At 54.6% G+C, this 16,091-nt stretch carries 16 protein-coding genes; 1 reads left to right on the plus strand and 15 read right to left on the minus strand.

The genetic code is table 11. The features are described 5' to 3' along the window. Positions 1 to 19: 19 nt before the first annotated feature. From ftsH to spoIIE, 6 genes are all read right to left on the minus strand, one after another. On the minus strand, positions 20 to 2,068 hold the full coding sequence (gene ftsH / locus F1379_RS27250; RefSeq protein WP_150275622.1) for an ATP-dependent zinc metalloprotease FtsH: 2,049 nt from the start codon (positions 2,066 to 2,068) through the stop codon (positions 20 to 22). A 109-nt stretch (positions 2,069 to 2,177) separates the two neighbouring features. Further along, the gene (gene hpt, locus F1379_RS27255; protein WP_150275623.1) at positions 2,178 to 2,717 is read right to left on the minus strand and encodes a hypoxanthine phosphoribosyltransferase; all 540 of its coding nucleotides are present in this window, start codon (positions 2,715 to 2,717) and stop codon (positions 2,178 to 2,180) included. Between the two features lie 46 nt (positions 2,718 to 2,763). Beyond that, on the minus strand, positions 2,764 to 4,206 hold the full coding sequence (gene tilS, locus F1379_RS27260; protein WP_150275624.1) for a tRNA lysidine(34) synthetase TilS: 1,443 nt from the start codon (positions 4,204 to 4,206) through the stop codon (positions 2,764 to 2,766). Positions 4,207 to 4,240: 34 nt separating this feature from the next. Continuing rightward, on the minus strand, positions 4,241 to 5,176 hold the full coding sequence (locus F1379_RS27265; RefSeq protein ID WP_203457186.1) for a serine/threonine protein kinase: 936 nt from the start codon (positions 5,174 to 5,176) through the stop codon (positions 4,241 to 4,243). After that, entirely contained in the window at positions 5,166 to 5,915 is a 750-nt protein-coding gene (locus F1379_RS27270; protein ID WP_150275626.1) for a vWA domain-containing protein, read from the minus strand. The genes F1379_RS27265 and F1379_RS27270 overlap by 11 nt, the downstream gene beginning before the upstream one ends. A 457-nt stretch (positions 5,916 to 6,372) precedes the next feature. Then, entirely contained in the window at positions 6,373 to 8,880 is a 2,508-nt protein-coding gene (gene spoIIE / locus F1379_RS27275; RefSeq protein WP_150275627.1) for a stage II sporulation protein E, read from the minus strand. 161 nt (positions 8,881 to 9,041) lie between these two features. Between spoIIE and F1379_RS27280 the strand changes: the two genes are divergently transcribed. Then, complete coding sequence (locus F1379_RS27280) at positions 9,042 to 9,260, plus strand: hypothetical protein (RefSeq protein ID WP_150275628.1); 219 nt, start codon at positions 9,042 to 9,044, stop codon at positions 9,258 to 9,260. On the opposite strand, the gene F1379_RS27285 is transcribed toward F1379_RS27280, so the two are convergent. The 9 genes from F1379_RS27285 to spoVT all read right to left on the minus strand — a co-directional run bounded on the left by F1379_RS27285 (position 9,247) and on the right by spoVT (position 15,967). After that, a complete protein-coding gene (locus F1379_RS27285; RefSeq protein WP_150275629.1) occupies positions 9,247 to 9,741 on the minus strand; it encodes a S1 domain-containing RNA-binding protein in 495 nt (164 codons plus the stop codon). The genes F1379_RS27280 and F1379_RS27285 overlap by 14 nt on opposite strands. Before the next feature lie 123 nt (positions 9,742 to 9,864). Next, positions 9,865 to 10,197 (minus strand): FtsB family cell division protein, encoded by a 333-nt coding sequence (locus F1379_RS27290; RefSeq protein ID WP_150275630.1) that lies wholly within the window; start codon positions 10,195 to 10,197, stop codon positions 9,865 to 9,867. Positions 10,198 to 10,222: 25 nt separating this feature from the next. Beyond that, a complete protein-coding gene (gene yabQ, locus F1379_RS27295) occupies positions 10,223 to 10,786 on the minus strand; it encodes a spore cortex biosynthesis protein YabQ (RefSeq protein WP_150275631.1) in 564 nt (187 codons plus the stop codon). Beyond that, complete coding sequence (gene yabP, locus F1379_RS27300) at positions 10,783 to 11,067, minus strand: sporulation protein YabP (RefSeq protein WP_150275632.1); 285 nt, start codon at positions 11,065 to 11,067, stop codon at positions 10,783 to 10,785. Before yabP ends, yabQ begins: the two co-directional genes overlap by 4 nt. A gap of 134 nt (positions 11,068 to 11,201) precedes the next feature. Next, on the minus strand, positions 11,202 to 11,480 hold the full coding sequence (locus tag F1379_RS27305; protein WP_150275633.1) for an RNA-binding S4 domain-containing protein: 279 nt from the start codon (positions 11,478 to 11,480) through the stop codon (positions 11,202 to 11,204). Next, on the minus strand, positions 11,480 to 11,752 hold the full coding sequence (locus F1379_RS27310; RefSeq protein WP_150275634.1) for an HU family DNA-binding protein: 273 nt from the start codon (positions 11,750 to 11,752) through the stop codon (positions 11,480 to 11,482). Before F1379_RS27310 ends, F1379_RS27305 begins: the two co-directional genes overlap by 1 nt. A 297-nt stretch (positions 11,753 to 12,049) precedes the next feature. After that, the gene (gene yabN, locus F1379_RS27315) at positions 12,050 to 13,549 is read right to left on the minus strand and encodes a bifunctional methyltransferase/pyrophosphohydrolase YabN (RefSeq protein WP_150275635.1); all 1,500 of its coding nucleotides are present in this window, start codon (positions 13,547 to 13,549) and stop codon (positions 12,050 to 12,052) included. Positions 13,550 to 13,602: 53 nt separating this feature from the next. Then, the gene (locus F1379_RS27320; protein WP_150275636.1) at positions 13,603 to 15,279 is read right to left on the minus strand and encodes a putative polysaccharide biosynthesis protein; all 1,677 of its coding nucleotides are present in this window, start codon (positions 15,277 to 15,279) and stop codon (positions 13,603 to 13,605) included. A gap of 145 nt (positions 15,280 to 15,424) precedes the next feature. After that, a complete protein-coding gene (gene spoVT, locus F1379_RS27325; RefSeq protein WP_150275637.1) occupies positions 15,425 to 15,967 on the minus strand; it encodes a stage V sporulation protein T in 543 nt (180 codons plus the stop codon). Positions 15,968 to 16,091 lie beyond the last annotated feature (124 nt).

Here is a 16,091-nt window from a genome sequence, read left to right on the forward strand (position 1 = left end):
TATTGCCTTCGGGATGCAATTAGACGAGGTTGCCGCCTCCGCCTTTATTGCCGCCGTCCGGGTCTTCGTCATTTCCGGTGCTTGGATTATTCGGGATATCCTTGGACAGATCAGGTGCGGAAGATGCATCTTCCGGTTTGCCCTGAATTCTGACGCGTACATCGCCGAGCGAATCAATGACCGGTTCGCCTGCTTCTGTTCCGGCATCAGGTGCTTCTGCCGGCTTGCCATCCTCAGCCAGGTAACCATTCTCGATCAGCTCCTGGATCTGATCCAGCTCCAGGGTCTCCTTCTCCAGCAGAGTGTTCGCAATCAAGTGCATTTCTCTGGAATGCTTGGTCAGGAGCTCACGGCAACGTTCGTAGCATTCACGGATGAAGCGCTGCATTTCCTGATCAATTTCGTAAGCGATGGAATCACTGTAGTTCTGCTCATGACCGATATCCCGGCCCAGGAATACCTGGCCTTGGGAAGTACCGAACTGCATAGGCCCCAGCTTGTCACTCATCCCGTATTCCATAATCATGCTGCGTACGATGCGTGTAGCCTGCTGGAAGTCACTGTAGGCTCCGGTGCCGACTTCGCCGATAAACATCTCTTCAGCGACACGGCCGCCCAAGAGTCCTGTTACCTTATCGAGCAGTTCCTGCTTCGTAACGAGCATCCGGTCTTCCTTCGGAAGCATAATCACATATCCGCCGGCGCGTCCGCGCGGAATAATGGTTACCTTATGCACCATATCGGCATGCTCCAGGAAATAACCCACAATCGTATGACCTGCTTCGTGGTAAGCGACAATGCGCTTTTCACGATCACTGATAATACGGCTGCGTTTCTCCGTGCCTACAATGACGCGGTCAATAGCTTCATCGACTTCGCGCATCGTAATATCCTTACGGTTACGGCGGGCAGCCAGCAGAGCCGCTTCATTCAGCAGGTTCTCCAGATCCGCACCGGTAAAGCCGGTTGTGCGTTTCGCAATTACATCAAGCTTGACGTCCTTCGTCAGCGGCTTGTTGCGGGAATGTACCTTCAGTACAGCTTCACGGCCCTTCACATCAGGGCGGTCAACCGTAATCTGACGGTCGAAGCGTCCCGGACGAAGCAAGGCCGGGTCCAGAATGTCGGCACGGTTGGTTGCCGCAATGATAATGATGCCTTCGTTGCCGCCAAAGCCGTCCATTTCAACGAGCAATTGGTTGAGCGTCTGCTCACGTTCATCGTGACCGCCGCCCAGTCCGGCACCCCGCTGGCGGCCGACTGCGTCAATTTCGTCGATAAAGATGATACAAGGAGCGTTCTTCTTGGCATTCTCGAACAGGTCGCGCACACGGGATGCACCGACACCGACGAACATTTCCACGAAGTCCGAACCGGAAATGCTGAAGAACGGAACACCTGCTTCGCCGGCTACGGCGCGGGCCAGCAAGGTTTTACCAGTACCCGGAGGGCCTACGAGCAGAACCCCTTTCGGAATACGGGCGCCCACTGCGGCGAATTTGCGCGGATCCTTCAGGAATTCCACGACTTCGACGAGTTCTTGCTTCTCTTCGTCAGCTCCGGCAACATCCTCGAAGCTGATCTTCTTCTTCTCTTCATTATATAACCGGGCTTTGCTCTTGCCAAAGTTCATCACTTTACCGCCGCCGCCCTGGGCCTGATTGAACAGGAAGAAGAACAGAATGAACATAATCACCAGCGGGATAATGGAGGAAAGGAATGTCAGCCAAATGCTGTCGCCTTCCATCTTCTTCTGGTTAAATTCAATACCGTTGGTTTCGCTGGCAGCAATAAGCTCATTAACGGCATTATCTGTAGGAGGAACATATGTGGAGAAGCTTTTCGATTTCGCATCACCCTGTTCCCTGTACTCGCCTGTTACAAGGAATGCATTGGCATCGAACTGAACCGTCATGCTCTCCACATTGTCATTTTTCAGTTCCTGCCTGAACTCATCGTATCTAGGGAAATCGGCGGATTCATTTCCATTGCTGACAAACTGGACAATGCCCACCACGACTAAAAATAAAATCAAATAAAAACCAGAATTACGGATGAACCGATTCATCCCCTACCTCCTCTCACAACACTCAAGTTATTGTACCATAGCCTGCCCGGGGTCCTCAAATGTAGCCAGGTCCGGTAATGGATCCTTGAATCTAAGGCTTTTAACGCGATTATTTGGTGTAAATTTCAGGCTTCAGCACACCGACGTAGGGGAGGTTCCGATACTGCTCGGCATAGTCGAGTCCATAACCGACTACAAAAGCGTCAGGAATGACAAATCCGGTATAAGCCGCTTCGAGATTAACCGTACGTCCAGATGGTTTGTCAAACAAAGTGACTACTTGAATAGATGCGGCATTACGGCCCTGCAGCAATTCAATTAGGTAGCTGAGCGTAAGCCCGCTGTCGATGATGTCCTCAACAATCAGAACATCGCGTCCTTCAACGGATGCATCCAGATCCTTGATGATTTTGACTACGCCGGAGGATTTGGTCGATGCCCCGTAACTCGATACGGCCATGAAGTCCATTTCAACAGGTACTGTAATCACTTTAACCAAATCTGCCATAAAGATAAACGCGCCTTTGAGTACACAAATCACTAAAGGCGTGCGTCCTGCATATTCTTCGCTCAGCTTGGCGCCAAGCTCTCTGATTCTTTGTTGAATTTCCTCTTCGCTGATTAGAATTTCCTGAATGTCGTTCTGCAACTTGCGAAACCTCCTAAGTTATACTATGAAAGCCTTCCTTCGACCATTACGCTTCTTCATCCTTGGCAAGCTCACTCAGGGACAAAAGAATAACGAAGGCCGTATGCCGCCCTACTGCGGCATGTGACGAGCGCCTAACGCCCGGAATCCAGACAATATTGCCCAAACTGTCGCAAACGAGGGGAATTACGGAGCGTTCGGAAGTCGGGATCTTGTCATCAATGTAAATATCTTTTACCTTTTTGCTTCCGTTTAATCCCATCACCCGGATGGTATCTCCAGGTAATCGGGAACGGACCGTGAGCGGCATGGCCAGCTCATCCCGGTCGAACCAGGCCAGCTGCTGCCCTGCCTCATCCCCTTGCATGTGAAATTGATCCCTCTCCAGAACCGTCATCGTCATTACCTTTCCTATTTCCGCCAGAATAAGACGTGAATTAGGCAAAGACAGCCGATATGTATAACTTAGCTTCCGCTCGGGAGGCTTGGACGAGAACACAATGGTATCGTATTGCCGCTTGCCGATCAGGCCACCGCCTAGATGAAGATTCCATCCGGTGGGATAATCCTGCAAGACTGCACGGCGAATCTTTTCAATCTTCGCAAAATCGAGAATGGAACCATCCGCCGACAGATAATTTAATATTAATTTAATCAAACGCCGTTGTAAAGCCGAGGGTAGGGCTGCAAAAGCCGCACGCTCAAAGGTGTATTCTCCATGCCCGGGATTCACGATCTTCCCGAAGCATTCTGCTGCCGTCGCCTCCATATACTCATCTTCCGCTTCCACAATTTCGGACAGCTGCAGAAGCGATTGTTTGATCTGCGGATTGTATTGCTCCAGCATGGGCAGGATTTCCAGCCGCACACTGTTGCGCTTGTATTTGGTCTCCAGATTGCTGCTGTCTTCGGCATACGGAAACCCATTAGTCAAACAGAGGTCCAAAAGGGCCGTTTTGTTAATACGTAAGAACGGACGGATCAGTTCCACTTTTTTTTCGCTGCGTTTCCAGCGCATTCCGGCAAGTCCCGTGAGCCCGCTGCCGCGCATCAGACGCATCAGTACCGTCTCCGCCTGATCATCAGCATGATGGGCAAGCGCGACGGAACGTGCCCCGTACCGGTGCGCCGTAGCGACCAGAAATTCATAGCGTTTCTCCCGCGCCGTTCCTTCCGGACCGAGGCCGCTCGTCGCCGCAAGGGCAGGAATATCGAAGCTTGCCAGCTCAAAGGGTATGCCGAGTCCTGCGGCCAGACCCCGGACCATCTCGGCTTCAGCGGCCGATTCGCTGCGGAACCCATGGTTCACATGGGCACATACCAGCGTAAGCGGCATTCTGGTCAAAGCGATATGATGCAGAATACGCAAAAGAGCCACAGAGTCCGGCCCTCCGGAAACTGCGACTATGATTATGTCATGGGGCGACCACAGTTCATGCTCAGCCGCGGCCTCCATTACGGATTCTGTGAGTTCATTCATTAAATCCATCTACGGCTTCCTTTCGCCCCTTCATTCTATGTACTTAAAAGAATACCCAATATAACGTAAAGACAAGCACAAACAAGGATAAAGCAAACGCCCCCTTGAGCCAGGCGGGTGTAGCCATGGTCTCCATGCGCTGCTGTCTTTTACTGTAAATCTGTTCCTTCCAGACCTTGGCCGCCTGAGCCGAACCGGCGAAGCCGCCTTTCAGGGCGACACAGAGCCAAGCGCCGAGCTGCTTATCCGGCAAATTCCTGGCCAGCTTCAGCAGTTCATCCACATTCCTCGTCTGGGGTAATTGCCCCGCCGCAGCTTTGAGTCCCGCTTCATTTAAAAGACGCAAGCAAAGGACAGCGAATGAAAACAGATCATAGCTCTCATCGCCGACACGGCTTCCGGCATTCCAGAAGCCACGGTCATGCCATTCGGTAAACTGCTTCACGCTGCGTCCGAGCGGGCTTGCACCGCCGTAATCAATCAATTCGGCATGGCCGTAATCAGAGACCATAACATTCTCCGGCTTCAGATCACCGAACACAAAGCCGCAGACATGCAGCTTGTTCAGCTCCTCCAGCAGCTTCATGCCAATCAGGCCAAGCCATGAGGCTCCGCGTTTGGCCAAAAAATGATGCAGCGGCCTGCCCTCCACATAGCGCATGACATAAAAAGGGATATTACCGGTATCGCCGAAGTCGTCGGACTCAAGCAAATACGAGGATAGGGGCATCTCCCGGCGGGAGCGGTGCTCGCTGCGCATCTTGCAGGACTGAAGAGAGGTCAGCATATTGATTTCCGACTGCAGTTCAAGCGTATCGTTGCCGATCTTAAGCGCATACTGCTCCCGGCGGCCTTCCCGCTGCACCAGATATACGGTTCCATTCGCCCCCTTGCCCAGCACCCGCTGGACAACATAGCGGTTTCCCCGCCATTTGCCCTTAATGACAGTGCCGGCGGGGTAGGGCGGATTAAACGACATACCCACCAATCATCCCTTCTCGATCATCATGTTCCTTGCCGGTCAGCAGCGCCCGCGGCTCGTCCGTGCTGCCCGAGCCCTTGAACGCCTCAATGACCCTGAAAATGGCCGGTCCCGTCGGGGTCGCTCCGCGCATCTTCAGCTTGGGAAACAGCGAGCGCACCTGACCGATCTGGCCGGTAAAATCCAGATCGAGCTGCGCATCTTCTCCGCCGCTCCTTCCCGGAAAATGAAACACGGCGATTTCGCTGCGCCCTTTACGGGCCTCCAGGCTGAGCGCCAGGTCGCGGACCGCATCCTCCACCGCAGCCAGCTTGGGCTTCATGCTTGCACTCGCATCAATCAAAAGCGCTACGCGCAGCGGCGAGGTTTCTGTCAGCTCATCAACGACACTCACCATCTGTGAGCGCTGTTCCGGCGGCAGCTGCGTAAGCGAGCTTTCGCCGAGAATTTTGTGTACCTCTTTATTAACCGCCTGCTGAATCGTCTGAACCACGGTTTTACGGGTCAGCATTTGAACCGTCTGGGCCAGCTGCGGCGTGCCGACAATCCGGCTGAGTCCGCCGCCGGCCTTGGCGATATCGGCAATCTCCCGGCTGCCCAGCTCACCGATGGTTCCTTCATCGACCACACCGATGACATTTACGGCGATGCCTTCCCTCCAGGCATATCCCGCCGCCAGCACCGGACTTTCCCCCACGTTGGAACAGCCGTCCGTAATGAGCAATATCTGCTTCATTCCCGCACTCCCCTTCTTGTTATCTAGTTCTAGCATATCCAGGGGAGAGAGATTTCAAACGTCTACCTTTTCCAAAAAGAAGAGTAGAAACCCATTGCAAATTTCGGGGGAACTCCATGAAAGTTTTGGGCCTCCGATCGCTGTTGTCCCCGAATTTAATGAATTAAACCAGGCGGTTTAAATTCGGGGACAAAGGCGAACGCTACCGCTTCTCCGGCTCCAAAATTTCACTGCGTTCCATTACATTTGCTAAGGAGCTACCCATTCTCGCGGTAAAAGCAGCGCCTGAAACAGAGAAGAGCAGCAAAGGCATGGCTCGCCTGATGGTCAGGCTCGCTAATATTAATAGTAAATACAAAGAAAAATCAGAGGGCTGCACAATAACACTTCTATTATAACGCATAAACTCTGGAACAGCGTAAACCGGGCGAAAGAAAGACGTTAACGGAATGACAGGTTAGCTGACGGTGCGCGGGCGCTCCATCCGGCCGATCCCGGGCATATGCAGGCTGGACCACTCCGGATGGTAATGGTCGACGCGGCTCACCACAATGGTCATATCATCATGAATCTCCTGGCCCTGATAACGGATGACCTTCTCCAGCAGCTCATCGGCCATCTCCTGCGGATCATCGTGCTGCAGCTCCTGAATCAGGCGTTTCATCCATATCTCTTTATTAACGGCATAACCGGGCGCATCATAAATACCGTCGGTCATCATAATCAATACATCGCCCGCTCGCAGCTGCATGCTGATCAGGTCGACCTCGATATCCTTGATAATGCCTATCGGCAGATTGCTGGAGGTTACCGGGATTACCTCGCTGCCGCGCCGGACGAAGCTGGGCGCAGAAGCAATCTTCATAAAGGTGGTCTGGGCCGAATACTGGTCGATCAGCGCCATATCCACTGTGGCATAGAACTCGTCAGGCGAGCGCAGGAGCAGAATCGAGTTGACGGATTTCACGGCCAGCTTCTCATCCATGCCCGATTGCAGCAGCTTCTCCAGCATCGACAATGCGGCGCTGCTCTCCATCCGCGCCCGCTCGCCATTGCCCATGCCGTCGCTCACCGATACGGCGAAGGTGCCGTTGCCCAGCTCCACTGTGCTGAAGCTGTCTCCGGAGAGCATAACGCCGCCCTTGGCCGCACCGGCCACGCCGGTGCTCACTTCATAGGCTTTGGCTGAGCCGAAGGTAACCATGGATAAGCCTTCGCGGGGATGAACGGCTGTCTCGCTGACAACGGCGATATTCTCCTCCAGAATATCGGAGAGCAGCGGCGCGATCATTTTGCGGCATTCATCGAAGCCGCGGGTATAGGCATGCACGACTTCAATCTCCACCCGCCCGGGGTCCAGGCTGAGGATTTCGATGCTGTGAATGGACAGGCCAAGCTTCTCCAGCGCCTGGCGGATCTGATTCTCCTGACGGTACATGGCTTGTCCCTCGCGTTTGATTTCCTTGGCCAGGTCCTCCATGACCTGCGAGACGCCCGATAGCTGTTCAGCAACGAATTGCCGGCTGTCGTAGATTTGTTTTTTCCAGCGCATATCATGCTGATACAGCTCATATTGCCCTTTCATCGCCTCCAGCACCTCCCCGGTCCTTCCGCAAATCCGGCTCCACTCGGGCGGAAGCTGCGCTGCGGTGATATCCGGGCACTCCTCTACGGTAGTCATCATATCGGTCATATACCTGTAGGTCTGATAGAATTTATTATCCCAGCACTGGGTCCGCCGGATGCAGCCCGCGCAGGCTTCTTCCGTAACAGTATTCATAAAATCCTGCATTTCCCGGTCGCTCTTTCCGGCGTCCCCCGCCCGGGGAATCTGCCCGAAGCTGCTGGAAAGCTGCTGAAACACCTGCGAGAACTGGGTCACTCGGTCTGCGGTAATATCTCTCACTCTGCGCGCATATTCATTTTGGGAGCGGCTGTGATCCGGGGTTCCCGGCACGTATTTGGCTATGGCAGAAATCATGCTCTTCGGTGTCAGAAGAAACAACAGCATGGCCAAGCAAGTCTCCCATGTGGACATCAGTACATCGCCCGGTCCAAGAAAATAAACGGACAGAATAGTGGAGCCCAGCAGCATCCCGATGGACACTGCCCCCTTGCGCCCGGACTGCATCATACCGGCCAGCATACCGGAGAATGCCAGCAGACTCATCTGATAGATCGCGGAAATATCGGCCAAACTGAGGATCAGACCGGTCACGACACCTACAGCCGCGCCAAGCGGCGCACCTCCGGCAAGCGCGAAGAGCAGGATCAGATACCGGGAAAGGATATGCTCCAGAGAGAGTCCGCTGACCGTCCAGCCCACCAGTCCCGTCATTACCGAGGCGAGCAGAATGATCAGGCATAGTATTTCCTCGCTGCGCAGGGACCTGCTCTTCTGCTTGAAGGTAAGCAGAGGAAGCGCCTGCAGAAAGACGAGTGTCAACACGAATCCGAGCAGTCCATCAAGGGCGACCATCAGCAGGGGATACCAGTCCAGTGAAGGCCCGATGACCACCTGGAACAGGCCGACCATAAAGGAGGAGACGAAAACCATCAGCGGCGCATAGGAGATATCTATCCTCTGAAAGCTTTCAAGCCCTTTGTGAATGAGTAAAAATATCGCGAGTTGAGCGGATATTATAATGGCTCCGGGAAACGGGGTAAAGAGGCTTCCCAGAATCAGCGAAGCGGCCACCGGCAGCATGGAATCTTTGCGCAGCAGTACAATGACGGCGAAGTATGCAGCGGCAAATGGAGTAAGCTCGTCCAGAATCATGGCACGTCCCAGCAAAAATCCCATAAGGCTCAGCAGCAGTGTCCATTTCTTCACGTTCAGGAACTGCACAGCCGGTAATCCCAAGCTCCATGCCTTCAGTCTGGCACCCCAGGCCGCTTTCAGCTGTTCTTCTTTTTTACCCGCTTTGGTCCACTCCGGCAAATTGATTACCCCACTCTTATTCATTCCTCGCCACCACCCGTTTCGAATTTATGGTTCACATTATATAGCGGGTCCTTCTGGAAAGTTTGTCAGAAACGGAGGGCTGGTCTCAAGAAATTTCCGACAAAAAGAGCTTCGCCGACAAGCGCCGGCGAAAGGGCAATGATCCCTTGCGAGACAGCGGGTTGCTGCAGGCCAAGCACCCGTCTTTGCGGGAATCGCTGGCGAATGCCGGGGAGGATTCGTCAGCGATTCCCCCGGACATATGCGGGATTGGCAGGGAAACTGTCGGCAATTTATTTTCGGGCGACAAAAAAACCGCTCAGGCCGAAGCCCTTGCGGTTTATTTCAATAAAATCATCTATTTAGACACCGGTATGCAGGATCATACTATACCCGCTTAGCTCCGCGGCCGCCGCGTTTGCCTTCCGTGTTCTTCTTCAGCGAAGACATCCGTTCCTCGCTGTCTTTCAGGAAGCGTGACATTTTATCCTCGAATGAAGGTTTACCGGCTGCAGGCTTGAATGGACGCCCACCCCGTTCACGATTGAATCCACCGCCTCCGCCACCACCGCCGCCGAACCGTTCTCCGCCGCCGCTTGGACGGTCAGGTCTTGGAGCTCTTGGGGGGCGTGCTTCCGACGCAGGCTTATCCACAGCCTGCTTGATGGAAAGTCCGATCTTGCCGTCCTTGTCGACATTGATCACCTTGACGGTTACTACATCACCAATCTTCAAATGATCGTTAACATCCTTGACGTAATTATCGGCGATTTCCGAAATGTGAACGAGACCTGTGACACCTCCTGACAGATCCACAAATGCTCCGAAATGCGTGATGCCTGTCACCTTGCCCTCTAACTTGGTGCCCACTTCAATTGCCATAGAATAAAATGATCCTCCCTTAAAAATATACAGACGAATATAAAGGCATCCGGTCTGCGGTGATTTGATTATACAGTAAAGAACCAAGCAAGGCAACACAACATAAGCCCCTTTTGGACGGCTTTATTGCCCTGATTGTTCTGTACGGATCGGTGATTCGCCTTGAGGATACATATTATACCATTTGCGTGCCAGCTGGCCGATATATTCCTCGTCATTTAGCCGGGACACCTCGTATTTCAGCTGGTTGAGAGAAGCATTGGCCCCTTCCTGGGCGGATTGCTTCTTGGCGAGCTGCTCATTCTTCTCGGCAATCGCTGCGCTCTGGGAGAAGAAGATGTATCCGGCCCAGCCAAAAAACACAGCTACAACGGTAAGCCAGATCAGTCGTCTTCTCTTGGCTCCTGCAGCAGCATTGCCGCCCTTCCCTTTCTCTTCCGCAGAGAATCTGTTCATGCGGCTTACCTCCAAGTTAACAAGATCAGCGTTTTTTGATACGGTTCAGAGCGGCTGTCAACCTTGCCGTCCAGGCGCTTTGCCTTAGCTTGGCCCAATACGGCGAGATCCATTTCACAGGAAGCCACCATAACGGCTTCGTAAGTCGCAGCAGCAGCTTAAGGATGAAGAGTATGATGCGCCACAGCAGCCGCAGCGTGCCCACAAGGAGACGCCAGAGCCAAAGCAGCGGTACACCAATAAGCACTCCAATCACTTTCCACAGCAGCTTACCCAAATATTGAACCGACTGAATTAACATTACCACAAAACGCTGGACTGTAACACTGAAGAGCAAAAAATAGAACCATACTCCTAGAAAGAGCCCGACAAAGACATAAAACCTCAATTGTCCCTGATTTCCGGCATAAAGCATGCGAAAGGTAAGCAGCGCCGCCCACACCCAATACAGCAAATCGAGTGTACCGTTCAGCCAGCGGGGAAAATGAAGCTTCAGCGACAGCACCCGGTAGCTGTCATAGGTAAACCCCATGGCTGTGCCGGCCAGCATCATATAGAGCAGCGTCATCCATTGTACGGCCGGGTTCATTTAAAGAGCTTGCCGAGAATACCCTTGTTTTTGGTCTGCGATCCGGGATCCAGATAAATCAGCGAATGGACATTGCCCTCCAGCGACAATATACCGTTCTCCAGGCTCAGGTTCTTGATATGTAAATGATTGCCCCGGATCGTAAGATGCCCGAGTTCGGTGCGAAGCAGAAATTCTTCGCTGTCGAAGCTCTCCACATTTTGGACTCCCGTCAGCTCCAGCTGCTTGCGGCTGCGCATGTGCAGATCGTGCTGCTTGTTCGTCTTGGCTGGCTCGATCATAGCATGTACCCCCTCCTTCTTAATTCCAATCTATGGCCAAAGGAGAGATTATAGAACATATCTTTAAGACAAACATCCCGGCCGCCACTGGCGACCGGGATGCTTCTCAAATCTGCTGCTATTCAATCAATCGCTCACCAGTCGAGACCGTTGCTCTTGGCAACCGGCTCTTCACGGAGCAGTGTATACATTCCGGCAGCCTCGTCCTTGCGGGTCGTTTCCACCAGCTTCTCCACTTTGACCGTAACAAGCTTTTGGCCGAACTGTACAGTAATCTCGTCGCCGATCTTAACGGTACTGCTCGGTTTCGATTCCTTGCCGTTGATCAGCACCCGGCCTTGCTCGGACACATCCTTGGCCACCGTGCGGCGCTTGATCAAACGGGAGACTTTCAGGAACTTGTCCAGACGCATTAGTTGACGGCTTCTTTGAGCTTGTTGCCGGCTTTAAATGCCGGAACTGTGGATTCAGGAATTTCGATAGGTGTGCCCGATTGCGGGTTGCGTCCGGTGCGGCCGGAGCGCTTGCGGGTTTCGAATGTGCCGAAGCCGATCAGCTGCACTTTGTCGCCTTTGGACAGTGCATCCGTTACTTCGCCCAGAAATCCGTTCAGGACTGTCTCAACATCTTTTTTGGCCAATCCGCTTTTTTCGGAAATGTTGTTTACCAGATCTGTCTTGTTCATAATTTAAGGTTCCTCCTAGAGTACGTAAAAATAAATGAAATGCGAGCGTCTCGTCAACATTCGAACCAGGCTCGTCATTTCGTCTTTATGATATTCTTGATGCTGCCCGGAAATCCTGCCGCATTCCGTCGATTTTTAAAAAATTTAAGGAAGAACGGGAAAGCCGGACACTATAACATTATAAACCTCTCATGCCGGTTCAAACAGAGAATATAGCCCCATTTCCAGCATTGCCGCTTCCGGCACGCCATATACTACGAGATAGGAACGAGGAAGGCCTTCCCCATCCCGCCGCATCTAACCTTTGCGCTCTTGTGTCTTGGCTTCCTGCCAGAGACGCTCCATCTCTTCGAGGCTGCTGTCCTCCACACGGGTGCCCGCGCTGCGCAAGCGCTCCTCGATATAATGGAAACGGCTAACGAATTTACGGTTGGTACGGGTCAGTGCTTCTTCCGGATCAGCTCCGATAAAGCGGGCCAGGTTGGCGGATGCAAACAGCAAATCCCCGAGCTCCAGGATCTGCTCATCGGCAGATGCACCGGCTTCAATCGCCTCCTGCAGTTCGTCGATTTCTTCGCGGATCTTGGCCAGCACATCTGTCGAATTGTCCCAATCAAAGCCAACCTTCGACGCCTTCTTCTGCAGCTTGTAGGCCTTCATCAGTGCCGGCAGGTCACGGGGAACGCCGCTGAGCGCGGATTCCGTCTCCGGCTGCAGCCCTTTGCGCCGCTTCTCCTCCGCCTTCATGCCTTCCCAGTTCTGCAGTGCTTCCCCGGCATCGCTGGCGCTCATATCACCGAACACATGCGGATGGCGGAAGATCAGCTTGTCGTTCAGGCCTTCAATCACATCGTAGACGTTAAAGGTGCCCAGCTCTTCCTCCATTTGCGCATGGAGCATAATCTGCAGCAGCAGATCACCGAGCTCCTCCCGCATATGGTCGGGATCATCCTGGTCGATGGTTTCCAGCACCTCATAGGTCTCTTCAATCAGATTTTTGCGCAGGGAATCATGGGTCTGCTCACGGTCCCATGGACAGCCCTCCGGACTGCGCAGAATGCCGACGATCTCGTGCAGACGGGCGAAGGTGCGGCGGCGGGACGTTTCCTCACGGCTTGCCGGTATGTATACGAGCGAGAGGTTGCCGTAGCCCTCCAGACGGTCAAGCTCATACAGCGGCACCCGATGTATACGTTCCTCTCCCTCTACGCCAAGCGCATGGCCGACAACCACTTCATACTCCGGCGGGTACATCTCCATCAGGCACAGCTTCGTTTCCGAGGCGGTAAAGCCGTCATAGATCTGTCCGATCAGCGTATGCAGCTCCGGCTGGAGCTGATGACTGCGGATGCCGGAAGCATCGAGCAGCTGAAAGCCCTCAATCGGATCAAAGCCCAGACGCACAAAGGCTTCGTCGAGAAAGCTCTCCCCGCCAAGAATCGTAAGGGCAATGCCCGCCTCGGGACAGCGTTCGCGCAGCTTGGAAACGGCGGATTCGGCCACCATGGGATGTCCGGGAACCGCATAGACAATCTCCGTCTCCTCAGGCGCGTTCTTCGCCGTTTCCAGCAAACGCTCAGTGATAGCCTCATATACTTCGGGAAACGACGACAGGGATTCATAAAGGCCGTCGAAGGATACCGATTCAATCCCCAGCTCCCGCAGCGCAGACATCGCCGGATGCTCCGCTGTCCGTACATAGACGGCAGAGGCCGTCTGCAGCTTCTTGACGATGCCCAGGGTCAGCCGGTCCGGATTGCCGGACCCCAGTCCGACCACAGTCAGTTTGGCAGTCATATTGATTCACTCCTTTGTCTTGCTTACTAAATCTTAGGTATAGCACTAATATCTCAGGGCAGAAGGCGCAGCTTCTTCAGCTTGTCGGCCAGCTTAGGGCCGAAGCCCGGCAGCTGGCGCAGCTCTTCTTCGCTCAGCAGCCGCAGGGCAAGTGCGCCGGCGCCGAAGGCGAGGCAGCCCGCCAGCACGCCGAGCAGGCTCTGGGCCAGGGCGGCGGTGCGCCCGCCGCCCAGCCCTGCGGCCGTGGCCGCTGCATCGGCGCCGAAGCTGACGGCGCCTGCGGCCACGGCGAGGCCCGCGAGCAGCAGCGCGGGCTTCAGCAGGGCATCGGCGAAGCGCAGCCGCAGATGGCCCTGGCGGTGCAGCAGCAGCACGTTCAGCGCTGCTGAGAAGCCGTGGGCGGCCACGCTGGCGATGGCCGCGCCGGTAATGCCCTGCTGCGGCACGAGCAGCAGGTTCAGGGCCGCCTTGAGCAGCGCGGCGGCCAATAGGTGCAGCGCCGGCGCGCGCACGGCGCCGAGGCCCTGCAGCAGCGAGGCAGAGATGATGCTGACCGTACCGCCGACGGCGGTGAAGGCCAGCCAGATCATCGCGCCGCTGCCGGCGGTGTCGCCATAGAGCGCCTGGTTCACCGGCGCCGCAAGCACAGCCAGGCCTACGGAAGCGGCCAGGCCGAGCAGCCAGAACCAGCGCAGCGACAGGCTGCAGCGCAGCCGGATCAGTGCCAGGTCGCCGCGGTATTTGGCTTCGGCCAGCGCCGGGATGAAGACGACTGATAACGAGGTGGCCAGCATGGTGACAATCTGCACCAGCGGCAGCCCGCGGTTATAGACGCCGAACTGCGTCATCGCCTCCGCTTCCCCGTGGGCAGCGGACAAGAGACGCGGGACGGTGAAGACATCGACAAGGCCGATGAGCGGCACCGCCAGGGCACCCAGCATGACCGGCAGCCCGTAGGCCAGCAGACGGCCGATGGTAATCCCCTGATTCCCGGGCCGCAAGGATGCAGCCGGTCCGGTCCCTCCCACCGGCATACTCAAGGCCGGCTCAGAGGCTGCCGCTGTCTCGGCGGCGGCTTCCTTGCGGCGGTGCCGCCGCATATAGAGCAGCATAATGCCCAGTCCGGCTACGCCTCCCCCGGCTGAGCCCAGCAGCGCGCCGGCGGCAATATTCGCCGGACCGGCCCCGCCTCTGGTCATATACAAGAGAAGTGCGATCATGACTGCTACCCGCACCGATTGTTCGACAACCTGTGAGACAGCGGTGGGAACCATATCATGGAGCCCCTGGAAGTAGCCGCGCAGCGCTGCCATAGCCGGGACCACCGCCAGACCGAGTGCGCTGCAGCGCAGCGCCGGGATGACATGTGAATTGCCAATCAATCCCGCAATCAGCGGCGCTCCGGCAAAGGTGAGCAGCCCTACAACGACGCCGCTGGCTGCCGTCAGTCCTGCCGTTAAGCGCAGCAGCCTGCGTCCCTCCTCCTGGTTCCTGCCGGCAGCGGCCTCTGCCACGAACTTGGAGAGGGCAGAAGGAAGTCCCAGCATTGCTGCCGTTGTGAGCATCGTGTACAGCGGATAGACCGTGTTGTAAATGCCGAATACGGCATCCCCGCCCAAATTTTGCAGCGGGATCTTCTGCAGCGTGCCGATCAGCTTGGAGAGAATAGCCGCCGCACTTAAGATAAAAGCGCCCTGCAGCAATTTGGAGCCTGGATGATTTGAATTCATAAGATACCTGCTTCTACAGCCATAACTGCCATAATGGAATGAATTTCTATATTATAGCGCAAGAACGCGCGAGAAACGACAAAATCCCGCTTTCCCCTTTGAACATCATACCAAAGGAAAACGGGATTCCAAAACATCAATACCGTTATTGCTCCATTTGCTTGCCGAGGAAGGCTGCCGCGGTCTCAGACATTTTGATTTCCAGCTGCGACATCTTGACCGACTCATCCTTGTTGAGCAGTACTACACATCCGATCGGATCACCGCTGGAGATGATCGGTGCCGCTACATAGCTGGAAATCGCTTCCGAATGCTCTTTGCCGATATCATAAGTACCGCTGTTCGTTTCCAGCACGGTCTTGCGGTTCTCCATGACCTTCTCCAGCAGCGCGCCAACCGGCTTGTCCAGATATTCCTTTTTCGAACCTCCGGCTAAGGCGATGAAGGTGTCGCGGTCGGTAATCATCGTAATATGCCCGGTCCCTTCATACAGCGACTCTGCATACTCCTTAGCGAAATCACCTAGTTCTCCAATTGGAGAGTACTTCTTCAATATGACTTCTCCATCGCGGTCAACAAATATTTCAAGCGGATCTCCTTCACGGATCCGCAGCGTGCGTCTAATCTCTTTCGGGATCACCACACGACCGAGGTCATCAATACGGCGAACAATACCAGTAGCTTTCATTTCACATGTTGCCCCGCTTTCTTAAGAAGTATGGTCCAACTACTGTCCATTAAAGGGAAAGGATAATCCCAGTGCTTTATCGTAATTTCTGCCCATAGTATTCATCTCTTCCCAGTTCCTTATA

The sequence above is a fragment of the Paenibacillus tepidiphilus genome (assembly GCF_008635795.1).
GTDB classification, from domain to species: Bacteria; Bacillota; Bacilli; order Paenibacillales; family Paenibacillaceae; genus Paenibacillus_AQ; species Paenibacillus_AQ tepidiphilus.

Excerpts from the sequence above, each read along its gene's own strand:
- ftsH (WP_150275622.1), bottom strand. The coding sequence starts at position 2,068 with ATGAATCGGTTCATCCGTAATTCTGGTTTTTATTTGATTTTATTTTTA.
- tilS (WP_150275624.1), bottom strand. The coding sequence starts at position 4,206 with ATGGATTTAATGAATGAACTCACAGAATCCGTAATGGAGGCCGCGGCT.
- F1379_RS27265 (WP_203457186.1), bottom strand. The coding sequence starts at position 5,176 with ATGTCGTTTAATCCGCCCTACCCCGCCGGCACTGTCATTAAGGGCAAA.
- F1379_RS27270 (WP_150275626.1), bottom strand. The coding sequence starts at position 5,915 with ATGAAGCAGATATTGCTCATTACGGACGGCTGTTCCAACGTGGGGGAA.
- spoIIE (WP_150275627.1), bottom strand. The coding sequence starts at position 8,880 with ATGAATAAGAGTGGGGTAATCAATTTGCCGGAGTGGACCAAAGCGGGT.
- F1379_RS27285 (WP_150275629.1), bottom strand. The coding sequence starts at position 9,741 with ATGGCAATTGAAGTGGGCACCAAGTTAGAGGGCAAGGTGACAGGCATC.
- F1379_RS27290 (WP_150275630.1), bottom strand. The coding sequence starts at position 10,197 with ATGAACAGATTCTCTGCGGAAGAGAAAGGGAAGGGCGGCAATGCTGCT.
- yabQ (WP_150275631.1), bottom strand. The coding sequence starts at position 10,786 with ATGAACCCGGCCGTACAATGGATGACGCTGCTCTATATGATGCTGGCC.
- yabP (WP_150275632.1), bottom strand. The coding sequence starts at position 11,067 with ATGATCGAGCCAGCCAAGACGAACAAGCAGCACGATCTGCACATGCGC.
- F1379_RS27305 (WP_150275633.1), bottom strand. The coding sequence starts at position 11,480 with ATGCGTCTGGACAAGTTCCTGAAAGTCTCCCGTTTGATCAAGCGCCGC.
- F1379_RS27310 (WP_150275634.1), bottom strand. The coding sequence starts at position 11,752 with ATGAACAAGACAGATCTGGTAAACAACATTTCCGAAAAAAGCGGATTG.
- yabN (WP_150275635.1), bottom strand. The coding sequence starts at position 13,549 with ATGACTGCCAAACTGACTGTGGTCGGACTGGGGTCCGGCAATCCGGAC.
- F1379_RS27320 (WP_150275636.1), bottom strand. The coding sequence starts at position 15,279 with ATGAATTCAAATCATCCAGGCTCCAAATTGCTGCAGGGCGCTTTTATC.
- spoVT (WP_150275637.1), bottom strand. The coding sequence starts at position 15,967 with ATGAAAGCTACTGGTATTGTTCGCCGTATTGATGACCTCGGTCGTGTG.